The organism is Hymenobacter nivis (assembly GCF_006439025.1).
In the GTDB taxonomy this organism is placed as follows: domain Bacteria; phylum Bacteroidota; class Bacteroidia; order Cytophagales; family Hymenobacteraceae; genus Hymenobacter; species Hymenobacter nivis_A.
The window spans coordinates 404298-420935 of sequence record NZ_RCYZ01000002.1; the positions used below are offsets into that span (position 1 = coordinate 404298).

16 protein-coding genes are annotated in these 16638 nt (G+C 65.5%); 7 read left to right on the forward strand and 9 right to left on the reverse strand.

The genetic code is table 11. The annotated features are described in order from the left end of the window. Nucleotides 1–18: 18 nt before the first annotated feature. Entirely contained in the window at nt 19–1293 is a 1275-nt protein-coding gene (gene serS / locus EAH73_RS06215; protein WP_140465616.1) for a serine--tRNA ligase, read from the reverse strand. Between the two features lie 336 nt (nt 1294–1629). On the opposite strand from serS, the gene rho reads away from it, so the two are divergent. Beyond that, nucleotides 1630–3912, forward strand: coding sequence for a transcription termination factor Rho (gene rho, locus EAH73_RS06220; RefSeq protein WP_140465617.1), 2283 nt, complete (start codon nt 1630–1632; stop codon nt 3910–3912). Between the two features lie 84 nt (nt 3913–3996). Here rho and EAH73_RS06225 read toward each other — a convergent pair whose 3' ends face one another. The 6 genes from EAH73_RS06225 to EAH73_RS06255 all read right to left on the reverse strand — a co-directional run bounded on the left by EAH73_RS06225 (nt 3997) and on the right by EAH73_RS06255 (nt 9111). Further along, nucleotides 3997–4638 carry a hypothetical protein gene (locus EAH73_RS06225; RefSeq protein ID WP_161599459.1) on the reverse strand — a complete coding sequence of 214 codons (642 nt, stop codon included), beginning with the start codon at nt 4636–4638 and terminating at the stop codon, nt 3997–3999. A gap of 203 nt (nt 4639–4841) precedes the next feature. Then, entirely contained in the window at nt 4842–5357 is a 516-nt protein-coding gene (locus EAH73_RS06235) for a CinA family protein (protein WP_140465619.1), read from the reverse strand. 104 nt (nt 5358–5461) lie between these two features. Further along, nucleotides 5462–6343, reverse strand: a complete 882-nt coding sequence (locus tag EAH73_RS06240; RefSeq protein ID WP_140465620.1) for a UbiA family prenyltransferase — start codon at nt 6341–6343, stop codon at nt 5462–5464. Between the two features lie 109 nt (nt 6344–6452). Next, the gene (locus tag EAH73_RS06245; protein WP_140465621.1) at nt 6453–6932 is read right to left on the reverse strand and encodes a lipocalin family protein; all 480 of its coding nucleotides are present in this window, start codon (nt 6930–6932) and stop codon (nt 6453–6455) included. Nucleotides 6933–7118: 186 nt separating this feature from the next. After that, a complete protein-coding gene (locus EAH73_RS06250; RefSeq protein WP_140465622.1) occupies nt 7119–7904 on the reverse strand; it encodes a class I SAM-dependent methyltransferase in 786 nt (261 codons plus the stop codon). 52 nt (nt 7905–7956) lie between these two features. After that, entirely contained in the window at nt 7957–9111 is a 1155-nt protein-coding gene (locus EAH73_RS06255; protein WP_161599460.1) for an NAD(P)/FAD-dependent oxidoreductase, read from the reverse strand. Between the two features lie 95 nt (nt 9112–9206). On the opposite strand from EAH73_RS06255, the gene EAH73_RS06260 reads away from it, so the two are divergent. Continuing rightward, nucleotides 9207–11348 carry a hypothetical protein gene (locus EAH73_RS06260; protein WP_140465624.1) on the forward strand — a complete coding sequence of 714 codons (2142 nt, stop codon included), beginning with the start codon at nt 9207–9209 and terminating at the stop codon, nt 11346–11348. A gap of 17 nt (nt 11349–11365) precedes the next feature. Here EAH73_RS06260 and EAH73_RS06265 read toward each other — a convergent pair whose 3' ends face one another. Both EAH73_RS06265 and EAH73_RS06270 read right to left on the reverse strand, forming a co-directional pair. Then, on the reverse strand, nt 11366–11935 hold the full coding sequence (locus EAH73_RS06265; RefSeq protein ID WP_140465625.1) for a hypothetical protein: 570 nt from the start codon (nt 11933–11935) through the stop codon (nt 11366–11368). Between the two features lie 97 nt (nt 11936–12032). Then, complete coding sequence (locus tag EAH73_RS06270; protein ID WP_140465626.1) at nt 12033–12476, reverse strand: hypothetical protein; 444 nt, start codon at nt 12474–12476, stop codon at nt 12033–12035. A 395-nt stretch (nt 12477–12871) separates the two neighbouring features. Here EAH73_RS06270 and EAH73_RS06275 point away from each other — a divergent pair, with 395 nt between their 5' ends. The 5 genes from EAH73_RS06275 to EAH73_RS06295 all read left to right on the forward strand — a co-directional run bounded on the left by EAH73_RS06275 (nt 12872) and on the right by EAH73_RS06295 (nt 16422). Continuing rightward, entirely contained in the window at nt 12872–13561 is a 690-nt protein-coding gene (locus tag EAH73_RS06275) for a hypothetical protein (protein ID WP_140465627.1), read from the forward strand. Further along, the gene (locus tag EAH73_RS06280) at nt 13558–13854 is read left to right on the forward strand and encodes a winged helix-turn-helix domain-containing protein (RefSeq protein WP_140465628.1); all 297 of its coding nucleotides are present in this window, start codon (nt 13558–13560) and stop codon (nt 13852–13854) included. Before EAH73_RS06275 ends, EAH73_RS06280 begins: the two co-directional genes overlap by 4 nt. Nucleotides 13855–13996: 142 nt before the next feature. Next, nucleotides 13997–15607: a DUF4173 domain-containing protein gene (locus EAH73_RS06285; protein WP_140465629.1), complete on the forward strand. Its 1611-nt coding sequence runs from the start codon at nt 13997–13999 to the stop codon at nt 15605–15607. A 57-nt stretch (nt 15608–15664) separates the two neighbouring features. Further along, nucleotides 15665–15883 carry a hypothetical protein gene (locus EAH73_RS06290; RefSeq protein WP_140465630.1) on the forward strand — a complete coding sequence of 73 codons (219 nt, stop codon included), beginning with the start codon at nt 15665–15667 and terminating at the stop codon, nt 15881–15883. A gap of 26 nt (nt 15884–15909) precedes the next feature. Beyond that, nucleotides 15910–16422, forward strand: a complete 513-nt coding sequence (locus EAH73_RS06295) for a hypothetical protein (protein WP_140465631.1) — start codon at nt 15910–15912, stop codon at nt 16420–16422. Nucleotides 16423–16638: the final 216 nt, after the last annotated feature.

Below are 16638 nucleotides of genomic sequence, written 5' to 3' on the forward strand. Positions count from 1 at the left end.
TTGCATTGCTACGAACAACTACCCAATCTTGCTGAAGCCGCAGTAGCTGTGCAGCACCGCGGGCAGCTCGATGCCGTCGGCGGTTTGGTTGTTTTCCAGCAGGGCGGCCACGATGCGGGGCAGGGCCAGGGCCGAGCCGTTGAGCGTGTGCAGGAGCTGGGTTTTGCCGCCGTCGGCGCGGTAGCGGCACTTGAGGCGATTGGCCTGGTAGGTTTCGAAGTTGGAGGCCGACGACACTTCGAGCCAGCGGCCTTGGGCGGCGCTCCACACCTCCAAATCGTAGGTCAGGGCGCTGGTGAAGCCCATGTCGCCGCCGCACAGGCGCAGCACGCGGTAGGGGAGGCCCAGCTTTTGGAGCAGGTTTTCGATGTGGGCCACCATGCCGTCGAGGGCCGCGTAGCTGTTTTCGGGCTGCGTGATTTGCACGATTTCTACCTTGTCGAACTGGTGCAGGCGGTTGAGGCCCCGCACGTCGGCGCCCCACGAGCCGGCCTCGCGGCGGAAGCAGGGCGTGTAGGCCGTGTTGCGAATGGGCAGCTTCTCGACTGGAATAATTTCGTCGCGGTAGAGGTTCGTTACCGGTACCTCGGCCGTGGGGATGAGGTAGAGGTCGTCCTTGGCATCGTGGTACATCTGGCCCTCCTTATCGGGCAGCTGGCCGGTGGCGGTGGCGCTGGCCTCGTTCACCACAATGGGGGGCTGCACTTCGGTGTAGCCGGCTTCCCGCGCTTCGTCCAGGAAAAAGTTGACCAGCGCCCGTTGCAGCCGGGCCCCCTGGCCCTTGTACACCGGAAAGCCGGCGCCCGTGATTTTGATGCCCAGCTCAAAATCGATGATGTCATACTTCTTAATCAGCTCCCAGTGCGGCTGGGCCCCGGCGTACAATGTGGGGATGGCGCCGTGCTCGCGCACCAGCTCGTTGTCGGCGGCGGCGCGGCCTTCGGGCACGCTGGCGTGGGGCAGGTTGGGCAGCTTGTAGAGCAGCTGCTGGATGGCCAGTTCCACCTGCGTGAGCTCGTCGGTGGCGGTTTTGGTGTGCTGTTTCAGCTCCGTGGTGCGAACTTTCAGGGCGTCGGCGCCGGCCTTGTCGCCGCTTTTCATCAGGGCCCCAATCTGGCGGGCGAGGTCGTTGGCTTCGGCCTGGGCGGCGTCGTGAGAGGTTTGCAGGGCCCGGCGGCGCTGGTCGAGGTCGAGGATGGCGGCCACGTCGGCGGGGCCGGTGGGGTAGTGTTTCTTAGCGAGGCCGGCCAGTACCCGGTCGGTTTGTTCTTTGAGGACGGAAACTTGCAGCATGGGGCGCGGGTTGTTGGAATCGGCGGCAAAGGTAGACCGCCGGGCATCCGATTTGGCAGTTTGCCCGTAATGCCCTAACATTGCGGTAGCAACCGGCCCCCGTGGCCGGGCCGGTGGGCCCCCAAGGGGCGCTGGCCCGCACCGACCACCTACCTCTTTCTAAGTAGCGCCGGGTTGCCCCCATTCGTATTGCTCCATCCGATTCGTGTTGTTGTGCCGCGCTGACGCGGTTCTTCGGCCGGCGGCTTATACGCCCCGTTGCCGCCCGTGCACCTTTGGCGGCCCCCGGCCCGCCCCGCCGGCCCCTCCCAGATATTCCCTCCCTCTAATTTTTCTATGCACACCCTCAACGAGTTGAAGGACCGTTTGCTGCCCGACCTCAAAGAACTTGCCGAGCAGCTCAACGTTGGCAATTTCAAGCGGCTTAGCAAGCAGGATTTGATTTATAAGATTCTGGACCAGCAGGCTACCCAGCCCGCCCCCGAAGCCACCCCCGCCGCTGCCGAAGCGGCCCCCGTTGCCAAGGCGGCCCGTGCTCCCCGCGCTGCCGCCGCCGGGGCCCCCGCTGCGGCCCGCACCAGCCGCCGCGCCGCGCCCACCGTGGCCGAGCAGCCCTTCTCCGACGTGGCCCCGCCCGCCGTCGAGGGTCCCTCGGCCGTGCAGGTTGCCCCAATTCCCGTTGAACCAGCCGCTGCTGCTCCAATCACTGAGGCTGTGGCTGCCCAAGAGGCCACCGCTACGCCCGCTTCGGAGCAGCCCGCGGCCGAAAGCGCGGCCGCCGCTTCTGCTGAAGGTGCCGATGCTGCGCCGGCCGCCGATGGGGCCCCCGCCGAGCGCCACCGCCGCGAGCGGGTGGGCCGCAATGGCCGCCCCATCAGCGAGAACCGCGCCGCCGAGCAAGCCGCCCAGGCTGCCCGCGAGCAAGCTCGCGCCGCCCGCGAAGCCGTAGAAAGCAGTGAAGGCGACGTGGTGTTGCCCGCCGCCAGCACCGAAACTTCGGCTACCGATGGCCGCGCCAACGGGGCCCCCGCCCGCGATAACCCTCGGCGCGACTACGGCGCCGACGACTACGCTAACCGCCGTAACGACCGCGACCAGCCCCGCGCTTTCCGGCAGGACCAGCCCCGCAACGGCCAGGACCAGCAGCCCCGCGAATACCGCAACGACCAGCCCCGCGAATACCGCAACGGCAACGGCCAGGACCAGTCGCGCAACGATCAGCCCCGCAACAACCAAGGCCAGGACCAACCCCGCAATGACCAGCCGCGCAACGGCCAAGGCCAGGACCAGCAACCGCGCATGACCCGCGAGGAGCGCCAGGCTCAGCGCGACCAGCAACGCCAGCAGCGCCGCGACGAACAGCGTGCCAACGGCCAAAACCCCGACCAACCCCAGGGCCAGCAGAACCAGGGCCAGAACCCAAACCAAGGCCAAGGGCAGAACCAGGGACAAAACCAGAACCAGGGGCAGAACCAAAACCAGCGCCCCGCCCGCCAGGAAATTGACCTGGTGGTGCCCGGCAACGGCACGTTCGAGCTGATGCCCGACGGTGGCTACGGCTTCCTACGCTCGCCGTTTTACAACTACCTGACCTCGCCGGACGACATTTACGTGTCGCCGCAGCAGGTGAAGCAGTTTGCGCTAAAGCCCGGCGACACGGTGGTGGGCACCATCCGGCCGCCGCGCGAGGGCGAGAAATACTTCGCCCTGGTGGGCATCGACAGCATGAACGGGCGCACCGTAGAAGACGTGCGCGACCGGGTGCCGTTCAGCCACCTCACGCCGCTGTTTGCCGACGAGCGGATGCAGCTCAGCACCAAGCCCAGCCAAATCAGCACCCGCGTGCTCGACTTGTTTGCGCCGATTGGCAAGGGCCAGCGGGGCCTCATCGTGGCCCAGCCCAAAACCGGCAAAACGGTGCTGCTCCAGGAAATTGCCAACGCCATTTCCGAGAACCACCCCGAGGTATACCTGATGATTTTGCTCATCGACGAACGCCCCGAGGAAGTGACCGACATGGCACGCACCGTGAAGGCCGAAGTGCTCAGCTCGACCTTCGACGAAACGGCCGACCGCCACGTGAAAATCGCCGAAATGGCCCTCGACAAGGCCCGGCGCCTCGTGGAGTGCGGCCACGACGTGGTGATCCTGCTCGACTCCATCACCCGCCTGGCGCGCGCCTACAACACGGTGCAGCCCAGTAGCTCGCGCATCCTCTCGGGCGGCATCGACGCCGGGGCCCTACAAAAGCCCAAGCGCTTCTTCGGCGCGGCCCGCAACGTGGAGGGCGGCGGCTCGCTCACCATCATCGCCACGGCGCTGATCGAAACGGGCTCGAAAATGGACGAGGTGATCTTCGAAGAATTCAAGGGCACCGGCAACATGGAGCTGCAGCTGGACCGCAAGCTGGCCAACAAGCGCGTGTTCCCGGCCATCGACATCCCGGCTTCCGGCACCCGCCGCGAAGACCTGCTGATGACCAAGGAGGAGCTGGGCCGCGTGTGGGTGCTGCGCCGCTTCATGACCGACATGAGCGCCACCGAAGCCATGGAATTCCTGAAAGACCGCATCAAGGGCACCAAGGACAACCACGAGTTCCTGCTCTCGATGAACGGCTAAGGCCTGTTTCAGCTAGCGTAATTCAACAAAAAGCCACCGCCAAAAGCGGTGGCTTTTTGCGTGGGGCCTCTAATGCAACTAGCCTTAGCGCACGCGCACGGTCTGCTTTTTCAGCGGTGACCAGGCGATGCGCTGGCGGTCCTCCTTGCCCTTCAGGTAGTCGAAACCGATGGTGCCGGGGCGGCGCTTGAGGTCGGCCCAGGTGGCCTGGTCGAGGTTTTCGACGTTACTGGGAAACGTGGCCTGGGGCCCCACGGCGGGCTTCTGGAACTGCGCGGGCTGGAAGAACTGGTCGATGCGGCGCAGCACGTAGGCCTCGCGCTCGGCGGGCGTGGCGGTCGGGGTTTTCATCTCGTACACCAGCGCCGCTTCGAGGTCGGGCTCGGTCAGCACCTCGCGAAAAATGACCTGGCCGCTCGGGTCGGTAATCGTGAATTCGGCGGTGCCCTTCAGCACCGAGGGGCCCCGAAACACCAGCCGGAACGCATCGGCCGGGCCTTCGGAATGGCTGAAATTGTGCCGCTGCCGCACCACGCGCAGCGTGTCGCCGAGGGCCGACACGGCCTTGGCACGGGCCGTGTCGGGCGGGGGCAACGCGGAGGAATCGGCCGCCCGTGGGGCCCCCGCGGTGGGCGCCGCGCCGGGGCTGGTGGCGGTGGTTTCGGGCGGGGAAGCGGTGCCGCACGCGGCCAGGGCCGGCAGCAGGGCAAGGAACCAAGTGCGCATGGGAATGGGGAATTGGGTGAAAATGGAGCTCTACAGACGCGGAAACTTACGCCGCGCCGCCGGAAAATTTGGGCCGCCCACTGCCCCGAGGTCCGCCGGGGCCCCGCGCCACCAACGGCCGTGGGGCCCCGGTGGGGCGCTGCCCTAGCCGCCGCGCCGCGGGCCGATTGGCTGCCGGGGCCCCAAATGCGGCCGGCCGGTGGCTAGTCGCGGTGGGTTTTGGTGGGCAGCATATCGGGCACTTGGCCCACCAGGCCTTGCAGCTTTTGAAACACGAAAGTCACAATCTCCTGCTTCATCTCATCGCCGGTGGTATCAAACACTTGCCGGTACTCGTGGGCCTTGTGCTGGTGCAGAATGGTGATGAACGCCGTGCCCACCGGCTTGTCGGGCGACTCGGAAGCACCGCTGCCGCACAGGCCCGTCACGGCCACGCACACGTCGGCAGGCAGGTGCTTGTGCAGGCCCATGGCCATTTCGTTGGTCACCTGCTGCGATTCGGCCGAGTACAGTTCCAGGGTCTGCTTCTTCACGCCGAGCAGGCGCTGCTTGGCGTCGGTGTGGTACGTGACCACGCCGCCCAGCAGCACTTCGCTGCTGCCCTGGGCCTTCGACAGCTCGGCGCACAACAGGCCGGCCGTGCAGCTTTCGGCAAATGCGACGGTGAGCTTGTGCTGGAAAAAGGTCTGCACCAAGGGCGTGAAATCTTCGGGCTTCATGGCGGTAAAAACAGGCTAAAAAAGGCTCTTATACCTGTGAATCAGCCCCGAAGTTGACTTTTTGAAGCCCGGTTGCAGGCAGCGTTTGAGTAATTAAATGGCTATCAGAAGAGTCGCCACAGTAGCATGGCAATGAACGCCGCGCTCAGGCAGAGCGACGAAACTTGGTTCATGCGCATCGTCCAGGCGAAGTTGGCGTGGGCGGGGTCGTGCCAGGCCAGCCAGGCCCAGCGCCCAAACAGCGCCACCACGGGCCCCGTGGCCACCAGAAAAATCAGGACGTTGCGCGGCTCGCCCCGCAGCCAGTAGGTGAGCGCTAGGGCTCCGGCGCCGGCCAGCAGCCCCGCCGCCGCAAACACGAACGTGCCCCGGATGCCCAGCCGCAGGCTCAGGGTGCGGTCGCCGCGGCGGCCGTCCTCGGCGTGCTGGTACACCTGGGTGAGCGGGTAGGAGCCGCACAAAAACAGCGTGCTGACCAGGGCCAGCAGCAGGTTGGTTTTCTCCCCGAGTTCCGCCAGCGGGGCCCCGGCGCCCACCTGCGTCATCAAAAACGTGAACGCGCCCTGGAACACCACCACCACGGCCGTGCTCAACAGCGGGTACTTTTTCAGGCGGATGCCGTCGTAGCTGTAGGCCTTGGATACCAGCAAGTACACCGCCACCAGCGCGGCAAAGGTGGCCGAAATCAGGGCCGCGCCGCCCACGGCCAGCAGGTCGAATAGGCGCACCAGGTGCAGCAGCTCGGGCGTGACCTTGGGCGGAGTTTTCAGGCCGCCGATGCTGTCTTCGTCCTTATCGTAGTAGGAGTTGTAGCCGTTGGAGGCCGGGTAGGCCAGCAGGTGCAGTACCACGAACACGCCCGCGGCCCGTGCGCCGCTCCAGGGCCCCCGCAACGCGCTGAGCCCGAACCAGAACACCGGCATCAGGTACAGCGAAAACGGGATGCGCAGCAGGGGCAGCGCCTTTCGGTAGGGGGCAAGGGGCAAGGCGGGGCGGGTGGGTTGGTGGAGCGTACCGCAAAGGTGCGGCGGCGGCGCACAACGCGGGCCGTTTACCGCGCGGCCGCCCGAGCTCCGTTGTGCGCCGCGCCGTGGGCTAAAACGCGGTCAGCGTTTCGTCTATCGTGGCCGTGGCCGTGGTGCCGCTGGAACCATACGAAACGGTGGCGTGCAAGCGCAGGGTGGAGGCCGACAGGGCCACGACGTCAAACGTTTGGCCGGGGCCGGGGATGCTGGGGTCGGTAATCGTGAGCTTGGTTTCGTTGTTCTCAAAATTCCAACTGCCGGTCTGTGTTCGCGGGTTCGAGGGGTTGCACAGCAGGGGCCCCCCGTCGCTTACCAAAGACTGGTCGGCGTTGAATTTTAGGAAATCGTCGCGTTCGCAGGCCACCGCGCTGGCGTAGTCGTCGGTGGTTTTGGGCGGGCCGTTGTTGATGGCAATCGTGGTGGTTCCGGCCGACAAGCGCCAGTTGCGGGCCGTCAGCAGGTCGGTGTTGGAGCGCGGGGCGGTGTCGTCGTTCTTTTTGCAGGCCCCAAGCGAGGCGGCCACGAGCAGCAGGAGAAGGGCTTTTTTCATGGGGTTTGGGATTGGTTCGAGCAAACCTACCCGGGGCTGGGGCCCCTGTCCAAACCAATAAATGCCCGCGCCGGACTCTTAAAGCCAGGCAATGCCCGCGGCAAGTTGCTCGCCATTAGCACTATTTATAAAAATCGGTAGACTTTCCGCGGTTGTTGCCCCCAACCGTTTGCGCGGGCGGCCTAGCTACGCCGGCCAGCCCACCAGGTACGTGACGCGGGGGCCCCACCAGTGGCTTTTTTTGCCGGCTTGCCAATGGTAGGTGCCGGTGGGGTCGGCGAGGTTGGCCAGCGTGAGCAGTTCGCCGGGCGAGTACATGCGCAGCAGCGACACCGCCCCGTCCCAGACGGTGCAGAGCGGGATGATGGGTACCAAGTAGGTGAATACCAGTCGGCTGAGACGAAAGGGCCGAAAAAAGGGCGTCAGCAGCAGCTGGGCCACGGGCAGGGCGGTGCCGGCCAGCGCCAGCTCGCCCCAATGCTTGCCGGCCCCCTCAAATACGCCGATGCCGGTGCCGGCCCGCACGGCGTCGCGCAGCAAGGCCACGGCCGCGGCGGGCGGGAAGTGGTGGAAGGCCGAAAAAATCACCCGCAGCCCCGCCAGGTGCTCGGGCACAGCCAGCGCATTCACGGGCCCCGGCTCGGCCCCGATGGCCCCGCCTGTGCGCCGGCCGATGTCGGCCCAGGCGGCGGGCTGGGGGTAGAGGTCAGTAAGGGTGACGGTGGCGGCGGGGTGGCCCTGGGCGCGCAGGGCCGCCAGCACGGCTTCGGTGCCGCCGCCCGCGCCGGCGCCCAGCTCCAGCAGGCGGGTTTGGCCGGTGCGGCGCAGGGCCTCGGCGAGCAGCGGCACAATGGGCCGGTAGGTGCCCAGCGCGGTGATCATGAACCGCAAATAATCCATCATGCCGGCCCGTACCACGGCCGGAAACCAAGGCAAATCTTCAAATTCGAACAACCGAAGCCGCAGGCGCATGGCCCACATACGGAAACGCTGCCGCCGCGGGTGCAGTGGCCCGTAGCGCGGCTCAGCCCACCAGCCGCTGCAGCCAGCGGCCAATGGGCGGCACCTGGGCCAGGCGCACGCCGGCATTCACGAGCCAGGGCTTGTTGCCCAAAAAGCGCATGATGCGGTAGCTGCGCGCCAGCTGGGGCCCCAGGCGGGCCTGCACGGCGCGGGCGTACTGCTGCATAAAATCGGCGCTGAAATCCTGCGCTTCGAAGCAGGCCACGGCCTGGGCGGCGGCCAGGATGCCGCTGCGCACGGCCGTGTCGATGCCGTGGCCCTGCAAGGGGTCGATAAGGGAGGCCGCGTCGCCGCACAGCAGCCAGCGCGGGCCGGCCAGGGCGTGGGCCGGCCGGCCGGTGCCCAGCGGCAACCCAAACCCCACCACGGGCCCCAGCAACTGGGCCCCCGCGAAGCGAGGGGCCAGCTGCGGGTGCGTGGCGAGCAGTTCCAGCAACGTTTTCTTCAGATCAACGTCTTGGGCGGCAATGTCTTTCGAGAGCATGCCGAAGCCCACGTTGTACACGCCGTCGCCCACCGGAAACACCCATAGGTAGCCGGCGGGGTACTTTTTCAGAAAGAAAAACTCGGTGGTGCCGCCGTCGGCCCCGGCCACGCCGGTGTAGTAGGCGCGCACGGCGGCGCAGTGGTGGGCCCGGTCAATCTGGCGGTGGGCCAGCTGGCGGGCGGCTACCGAGTTGGCCCCGTCGCAGGCAATGAGCAAGCCGGCACGCAGCTCCCGGCCGTCGGGGGCGGTGAGGGTCACGGTATTAGGGCCCCCGGCGATGGTCTTGACGGGGAAGTTTTCGAGGATTTCGGTGGCCGTGTGGCGCTTGACGAGGGCCAGCAGGGCGGCGTCGAAGTGCAGGCGCGGGCTGTTGAAGGTGGGCAAGTGCCAGCGCACGCCCAGGCCGCGGCCGTTGGGGGCCACCACGCGGCTGGTGCGGGTTTCGGCCTTGGGGTGCAGGCCGGCCAGCAGCTCGGTGGCGTAGGCGGGGTCGAGCTGGCGCAGGGCCTTCAGGGCCGGGCCGGGGATGGCGTCGCCGCAAATCTTGTCGCGCGGAAACTGGGCCTTGTCCACCAGCGCCACCCGCAGGCCGGCCCCGCGCAGGGCCAGGGCGCAGGCCGTACCCGCCGGGCCGGCGCCAAGAATGGCAACATCGTAGGATTCGGGCACGGCGCAATTAGAATAAACGCCTAAAAGTACCGTTTTCATGTCAACAGCCCGGGCCCCCGCTTACTTTTGGTCCCGATAAGTTTCTATTCCGACCTATGCGTTTATCACTTCTTTGGGCGTGTGTGCTGTTGTGTCTGGGCTTAAGCCTAGCCGGCCCCGCCCGCGGCCAGGCCGCCGCGCCTAGGGCCCTGGTGCAGGGCGTTACCCTCACCCTCGACACCACCCGCTACGCCCAGCCGGCCCAGCAGCTCACGGTGGCCGGCGAGCCGCGCCTCTACTTCTACTACCGCGCCGACGACCAGGCTGCCGAGCTGCGCGCCACGCCCACGGGCCCCGTGCGCAGCCTGCGCCTGCTGCCCTCGGCCGATTTTAAGCTGCAAGACTCGCTGGTACGCGCCGCCGACGGCAGCTACCGCGGCATCGTGCGCTTCCGCAACCTCACGGCCACGCCCTTTGTGCAGCTGGTGTTCGTAGCCGGTGCCGACTCGGCGGGGCGGCCCCCGCGCCAGCAGCAAATCGTGAGCTTGCTGCCCCTCACCCGCAGCAGCCTCGACCTGCGGGTGCCCAACTCTGAACTGTTTGTGGGCGAGGAGCGCGTCGTGGACCTCAGCACCGACAACCCCGGCAACGTGCGCGTGACCAATACCTGGACGCGCGGCCAGGACATCGACTACAAAATTACCCGCGAAGGCCCCGGCCTGCGCCTGCATGTGCTGCCCAACGACCCGGGCACCCACACGCTGGTGCTGAACCTGCTGGCCGAGCGCCCGCGCCTGGACGCCGACGGCAAGCTGACGTATGCCTACCCGCCACTACGCCAGGACTTTGTGGTGAAAGCCAGCCGCTTGCGCTTCCTGAGTGTGGACCGCAAGGACATTGCCTTCGACGAGGCCGGGCGCTTGCAGGGCACGGAGCTGATTCTGGACGATGGCCAGTCCTTCGACCTGCACCGCACCTACCGGCTGGAGGCCCAGCAAGACCCCGGCGGGGCCCTGGTGGCCGAGCTATACACCCGCAACTACCTCACCAACAACCGGGTGCTGTGCCAGCTGCGGGTGTTCAACCCCCACCGCCAAACGGCGGGCTACCTCTACATCAAGGACGGCGACGTGGCCCGCTACATCACCAACTTCGACATTGCGCCGCGCCCCCACATCACGGCCGTGAGCGTGCTGCACCGCGGCGGCGACTGGACCTCGAACCTGGCGGTGGGCCCCGGCGAAATCGTGGACGTGCGCCTCGAAGGCGAGTCGCTGCTCAAGGGCCGCTTCCACGTCGAAGACCTGCTCTCAGTGCCTTCCGACTCGTCGGTACGGTCCGACAACTCGTTGATATACCGTATGCAGGTGCCCTTGGGCGTGGTACGCCGCCGCCTCGCCATCCTGGAAGGGGCCAACCCCACGGGCTTCGCGCTGACGGTGCGCGAGGCCCAGCGCCCGCACCCGCTCAACTTTGTGAGCGTGGGCTACGGCGAGGGGCCCCTGCCCATCACGCGCCTCAGCGGGCCGGTGCTATACCAGCACAGCATCCCCGACGTGGTGTTCTCCTTCAATAAGGCCGCCATTGACGAGGCCACGATGCTTTATGGCAAGCAGTACCTGACGATGGACGTGCGCGTGGTGGACGCTAAAAACAATCTGCTCGACCAAAAAACCGTCGATAATCTGGTCATTTGTCCCTCTGAGCCATCGCCCCGCGCCGCCTATTACCAAGACAAGCAGTGCCAGAGTGGCTCGTTTAGCTTAAACTCGCTACTGGCCCGCAAAACCTATGAACTTGATGATTGGGCCCGCATCATTATCACCATCAAACATAACGCCAACCAATACGGCGAGCCCGGCTACTCCCAGGTGGTGGATTTAGTGCTGAGCCGCCGCACCAGTTTTGACATCGACGTAAGCTTTCCTGCGGGCCTGCTCACTAGAAATCAGGACGAAACCGGCTACGGTAGCTTTAGTGGCATCAGCATTGCTACGCTGGCGCAGCTCAGCTTCTACTCACCGGGGCGCATCAACCATTTGCGGCCCTACAAGATAGGGGCGGGCTTCGTTGCCCTGAACGCCTTTAATCTGAATCCGGAAGCTACGGGGCGCGACTTGGGCGTGGTAGTATTGGGATCAGTGACGCCGTTGCACACGGGTCGCCTTTCGTTTCCACTTTATTTGGGTGGGGGATATAAGCTGTCGGCTGGCCAGTGGTTCTTCCTGCTGGGTCCCGGCATTGGGGTGAGCTTGTAGCGGCGCGGGACCCTACGCTAACCGGCTGATTCTGGGGTTGCTGCGCGCTGTTCGGCCTTTAGTAACTGCCAAGTGGCCCAGAGCGCTCCGCCCAGAAAGGGAAGGCTTGCCAATGCGCTGAACCCGAGGATTTTGTTGCGGGCGCCACACAGGGCGGCAATTAGCAGCGGGCTTTCGAAAAGTAGTAAGGTACCTGCCAGGCCCAGTGCTAGGTTGGGGCTGGCGGGTTCGGCCAGGCACACGCGTAGCAGCCAGCGCATGGGCCAAATGCGCAACGCAGCAAAGAAAAGAGCGGGCACCCCCAGCAAGAGGGCCCCGAAGATGACGGTGCTCGCCGCTAAGCTCGCCCATTCGCCGGCAACCGCGGTGGCCCTGGCTACCACCGGCGCGGCGCCCATGCCGCCCGCGACCATGTAGCAGAGGAACGCCAAGGCAACGAGGGACCCAGTAGGAACCAGCAGGACGAAGCCATGACGCAGCGACAATTGGAAATGCTGAGCAGCAAGGGCCCCGGGGGACATTTTTGCCATAAGTAGTTGTGCACGAACGCCTTTCTGCTCGTCTGCTTTTGACTGCTTGGCTGCCATAAAAATTGGCCAGTAGCCGCAAAAAAAGGCCGTTCCGCGCGCCAAAGTAGCGCACGAAACGGCCAGGTAGTAAACCGGGCGGGGGGCTGCCGGGGCCCTAGCCCAGTTGCAAGTTGCGTACGGTGCGGGCCGGGACGGTGGCCGGGCGGTAAATCCAACCCACGGACAGCAAAGCGGCGCACAAGTAAGGGCCCGAGATGCTGAGCAGGCTGCCCAGGGGCCCTAGGGGCAGGAGTTTCAAGAACAAGTAATTGGCCAGGAAGAAAGCTACCACGGCACCGGCAGTGGCCGTGGTGCGGCAAAACCAGCCAATACAAAACCGGTTGGTGAGGGCGAAGAAGGGGATGATGAGCGGCACGCAGGCCAGCGATACCAAGGCGGCTACTGCGCCAATGACCAAAGCAATGGAGTAGTCGGTGGGGTTTTCGCGGCAGAAATCAACCAGCAGCCAGCCGGTGCCACCGAGGTTGCTCAGCAGCCAAATGTGGAGGGTGCGGGTGGTGGCTTTGGTAGCAGGAAGGGGAGCGTAGCGAGCAGACATAGTGCAGAAAGAAGAAGTGTGGGGGGTAGGGGTTAGCTAATAAGGCAGAGGGATTGTTTGGAGTTGTGGCACCTACGAAAGGTTGTAAATGAGTGGATTACCTGATTTTAAAACTTTTTTTTTGGGAATCGTATTCCCAAATTGGCACAACCGGCTGGGGCCCCGCCCGGGGCCCCAGCCACCGCCTTACGGCCCGTTTTTAGGGCCCTACAACAGGCTTTATTCGGGGGACGCCAAAACCCGCTTCCCAGCGCGGGAACGAACTTTTTTTTAAAAAGTAATTTCGGGGATGTTTTTAGGGCCCTGGCCCTGCAAAGGTGCTTGTTGCGGAAAGCAACGGAGAGAATAGAAATCCGGAATTTCCGTTTAACTTTGCAACACAAAGCACTTCGTGTATGCAGCCCGACCCCTTAGCTCAGCTCACTGAAATCCGCGCCATCATGGAGCGCAGCTCGCGCTTCTTATCGCTCTCCGGCCTGAGCGGGGTGGGGGCGGGCGTGGTAGCGCTGCTGGGCACGGCGGCCGGCCATTTCTACTTGCAGGGCCACTACCCCAGCGAGTACGGCGCCAGCGGCTACCAGCACCTGCTGGCGAGCACCGCCGCGGAGCGGCAGGCGGCGCTGCCGTTTCTGTTGCTGCTGGCGGGCGTGATGGTGGCGGCGGCGCTGCTCGTGGCCTGGTTTTTCACGTGGCGGCGGCAGCAGCAAAAGGGCCCTGGCCAGCCGCTCTGGAACAGCCTCACGCGGCGGATGCTGGTGGCCCTGGCTTTGCCGCTGGCCGTAGGCGGGGCATTTTGTCTGCGCCTGTACCTGGGCGGCGACGCGGGCCTGGTGGTGCCCGGCCTACTCGTGTTTTATGGCCTGGCGCTGCTGAACGCCAGCAAGTTCACGTTCGATGAAATCCGCTGGCTCGGGCTCACGCAGCTGGGGCTGGGGCTGGTGGCCATGCTGCTGCCGGGCTGGGGCGTGGCGTTTTTTGCGCTGGGCTTTGGGCTGGGCCACATCGGCTACGGCCTGCGGATGTACCACCGCTACGAGCGGCCCGGCCCGGCCGGGGCCCCCGCCGCATCCGTATTGGGCCGGTGAAGCACCTCATCCATACCCTCAACAAAGCGTTTGACCACCGCGTGCGGCTGGGCGTCATGGCCGTGCTCCTGGCCACCGATGCCGTCAGTTTCAATGACTTAAAAGAAGTGCTCGACCTCACCGACGGCAACCTCGCCAGCCACGTGGCCGCCCTCGAAAAAGCGGGCTACGTGCTGGTCAGTAAGCAGTTCATCGGCAAAAAACCCAACACCACCTACACCGCTACCGCCGAGGGCCGCGAAGCCTTCCAGCAGCACCTGGCGGCCCTGGAGAAGCTGCTGCGCCCCGGCTAGCGTGGGGCCCCCGGGGCCCTATCTGGTCAGCGCTCAAACTAATTTTTCGGCCTGCTGGCCGCTGCATTCGTGCCTAATCAGCACGTTTCTTTTTGCCTTTATACTTTGAATTACAAAGTTCTTTAAAAATAAATAATTCTTTATGGAAGTGCCCCACACCTACGAAACCCTTTGGCGCGATGTGAGCCCCCGGCCGGCCGCCGCCCCGCTCACCACCGCCCAGAAGCTGCTGCTGCCGCTAGGCCTGCTGCTATTCAATTGGTTGTTTTGGGCCGAAAAAACGGGGGTGAACGTGCTCGTTTACAGCTTGTTTATAGTAGGGGCCCAAGTGGGGCTACTGCCGCGCCACGCGGCGGCGCGGCGCACGGGCCTGTTTTGGCTAGCAGCGGCGGGCAGCCTGTTTGGCGGGGCAATGGCGGCCGTGTACGGCTCGGGGGCGGCGGTGCTGGCCACTGAGGCGTCGCTGCTGCTGCTGCTCGGGTTTGCCAACCAACCGCACCTGCGGCTGCTGGCCTACGCGCTGCTGACGGCCGCCGGCGGCACGCTGCGGGCGGCGCTGGCGGTGCCCCGCGCCTGGCAAGGGCGGCTGCTGAGCGGGACGGGCGCGCGCCGCAGCTGGTACTACGGCCGGTTGCTGCTGGGGCCCCTGGTGGTGCTGGCGGTGTTCCACGGGCTGTTTGCAGTAGCCAACCCACGCTATGCCGACCTGAGCGGGCGGGCGCTGGCGGCGGTGGAGAATTGGCTGGCGCAGCTCTGGCCCGATTTGTCGCTGGGCCACCTGCTGTTCCTGGGGCTGGGCTACGTGCTGACGGCGGGGGCCCTGGTGGCCGTGCCGGTGTACTACTTCGCCGACCAGGAGTCGCGCCTGGGCGAGTTTGTGCGGCGGCAGCGCGACCGGGTGGCGTCGCTGGGCGTGCGCCGGCCCGATTTCCGGGCGCGCGCGTTTGGGGCCCTGGGCCTGCGCAAGGAGTGGCTGATGGCGGCGGCCGTGCTCGGGCTGGTGAACGCGCTGCTGCTGGCGGTGAATATCATCGACATCAACTGGCTGTGGTTTGGCTTTGTGCCCGCGCCGGACTTCGACCTGGCGCAGTTCGTGCACGAGGGTACGTACGTGCTCATTTTCAGCATTTTGCTGGCCATGGCGCTGGTGCTGTGGTTTTTCCGCCGCAACCTGAACTTCTACGGCCCCGGGCTGCCGTGGCTGCGCGCCGGGGCCACGGCCTGGGTGCTGCAAAACGCGGTGCTGGCCGTGTCGGTGGGCCTGCGCAACTACTACTACGTGGCTAGCCGGGGCCTGGCCTACAAGCGCCTGGGCGTGTGCTTGTTCCTATTGCTCACGCTGTTTGGGCTGGGCACCATGCTGCTCAAAATCTGGCAGCGCCGCTCCGTCTACGCCCTGGTGCGCCTCAACTTCCTGGCCGCCTACGCGGTGCTGCTGGTGCTGGCGGCCGGCAATTGGGAGGTGTGGATGGCCCGCTACAACCTGCGCCCCGGGTTTGCGAGCATCGACGCGGGCTTCCTGTTCGACCTGCCCGGCCGGGCCCTGCCCACGCTGCTGGCCCAACGCGCGGCCCTGAACCAGCTGCCGCAACTCACCAGCGAAAGCTACCGCGGGCCCGTGGTCATCAGCGCCGCCGATGCCCAGCGCCGCCTCGACGCTGCGGTGGACGCCTGGCGCCAGCGCCAGCGCACCTACACCGGCTGGCAGGGTTGGAACTACGCCGATTGGCAAGCTGCAAAAATGCTGCGCTAATGAAGCTGGGTTCCTAATTACTTATTATAAAACGCTGTTAAATAACTAATTAATATCATGACAATCAAACAATTTGCCTGCTTGGCGCTGTGCCTGGTGACCTGCCTGGGCGACCTGACCACTTTCGGATTTCTGCTCTCGTGGCGCGACCGGGCGGCTACGCCCAGCCTGCGGCGGGCGCGGTTGCTGCGCGGGGTGTTGCCGGGCGCGGTGGCGCTGGGGGCCCTGCTGCTCGCGGCCCTGGTGCGCACCATGCTGCTGTGGTCGGAGCAATAAATGACTCGTTTAAACCGCTCAATCCCATGCCGTTCGTTCGCGCAACCAAGCTGAACGCCTACCAAGTGCTGGCCCGCAAAATCATTGTGCACGCCCGTACCTCGTTCCTGATTCCCATTTTCCAGCGGCTGTACGGGCGGGCGCCGGCGGGCATCCGGCTGGCTGAGCTGCAAAGCCTGCCGCCCGGCACCCTGGGCCGCGGCGTGGCCGACCTGCTGGCCCGCCACGGCCTGCAGCTGATACCCCACTACGAAGACCACGACCTGAAGCACGTGCTGCTGGGCTACGACATGACGCCCGAGGACGAGCTGAAGCTCAAGGCCTTCACGCTGGGCAACGGCGACTGGTCGCTCACCTGCGTGGGGTTTCTGCTGTTCGCTGTGCTCACGCCCGAGGGGTGGCCCGGGCTGCTGCGCCACTACCGCCGCGGCCGCCGAGTGCCGCCCGTGTTCCACTGGAAACTAGCTGATTACGCTGCCCACGACCTGGCCCGCCTGCGCCAATCCATCGGCCTGCGCGTGCACGCCGTCAGAAGTTAAGCCGCCGTGGAAAACTCACCAAACCCCCCGGGGCCCCAAACCCTGGCGCAGTGGCTGCGGGCCAGCGTGGGCTGGACGCTGGCGAGCGTAGCCGCCGGCGCGGCGCTGTGGTACGCCTGTATTGTAAGAACCAATTACTTAACGCCACCTGGTGAGCATTCGTCAGAGATTATTTCCCTCCTCCTGTTGGGGTGGGTAGGTGGTTGCATAGCTGTA

Coding starts and splice junctions, on each gene's coding strand:
- serS (WP_140465616.1), bottom strand. CDS start 1,293: ATGCTGCAAGTTTCCGTCCTCAAAGAACAAACCGACCGGGTACTGGCC.
- rho (WP_140465617.1), top strand. CDS start 1,630: ATGCACACCCTCAACGAGTTGAAGGACCGTTTGCTGCCCGACCTCAAA.
- EAH73_RS06225 (WP_161599459.1), bottom strand. CDS start 4,638: ATGCGCACTTGGTTCCTTGCCCTGCTGCCGGCCCTGGCCGCGTGCGGC.
- EAH73_RS06235 (WP_140465619.1), bottom strand. CDS start 5,357: ATGAAGCCCGAAGATTTCACGCCCTTGGTGCAGACCTTTTTCCAGCAC.
- EAH73_RS06245 (WP_140465621.1), bottom strand. CDS start 6,932: ATGAAAAAAGCCCTTCTCCTGCTGCTCGTGGCCGCCTCGCTTGGGGCC.
- EAH73_RS06250 (WP_140465622.1), bottom strand. CDS start 7,904: ATGCGCCTGCGGCTTCGGTTGTTCGAATTTGAAGATTTGCCTTGGTTT.
- EAH73_RS06260 (WP_140465624.1), top strand. CDS start 9,207: ATGCGTTTATCACTTCTTTGGGCGTGTGTGCTGTTGTGTCTGGGCTTA.
- EAH73_RS06265 (WP_140465625.1), bottom strand. CDS start 11,935: ATGGCAGCCAAGCAGTCAAAAGCAGACGAGCAGAAAGGCGTTCGTGCA.
- EAH73_RS06270 (WP_140465626.1), bottom strand. CDS start 12,476: ATGTCTGCTCGCTACGCTCCCCTTCCTGCTACCAAAGCCACCACCCGC.
- EAH73_RS06275 (WP_140465627.1), top strand. CDS start 12,872: ATGCAGCCCGACCCCTTAGCTCAGCTCACTGAAATCCGCGCCATCATG.
- EAH73_RS06285 (WP_140465629.1), top strand. CDS start 13,997: ATGGAAGTGCCCCACACCTACGAAACCCTTTGGCGCGATGTGAGCCCC.
- EAH73_RS06290 (WP_140465630.1), top strand. CDS start 15,665: ATGACAATCAAACAATTTGCCTGCTTGGCGCTGTGCCTGGTGACCTGC.
- EAH73_RS06295 (WP_140465631.1), top strand. CDS start 15,910: ATGCCGTTCGTTCGCGCAACCAAGCTGAACGCCTACCAAGTGCTGGCC.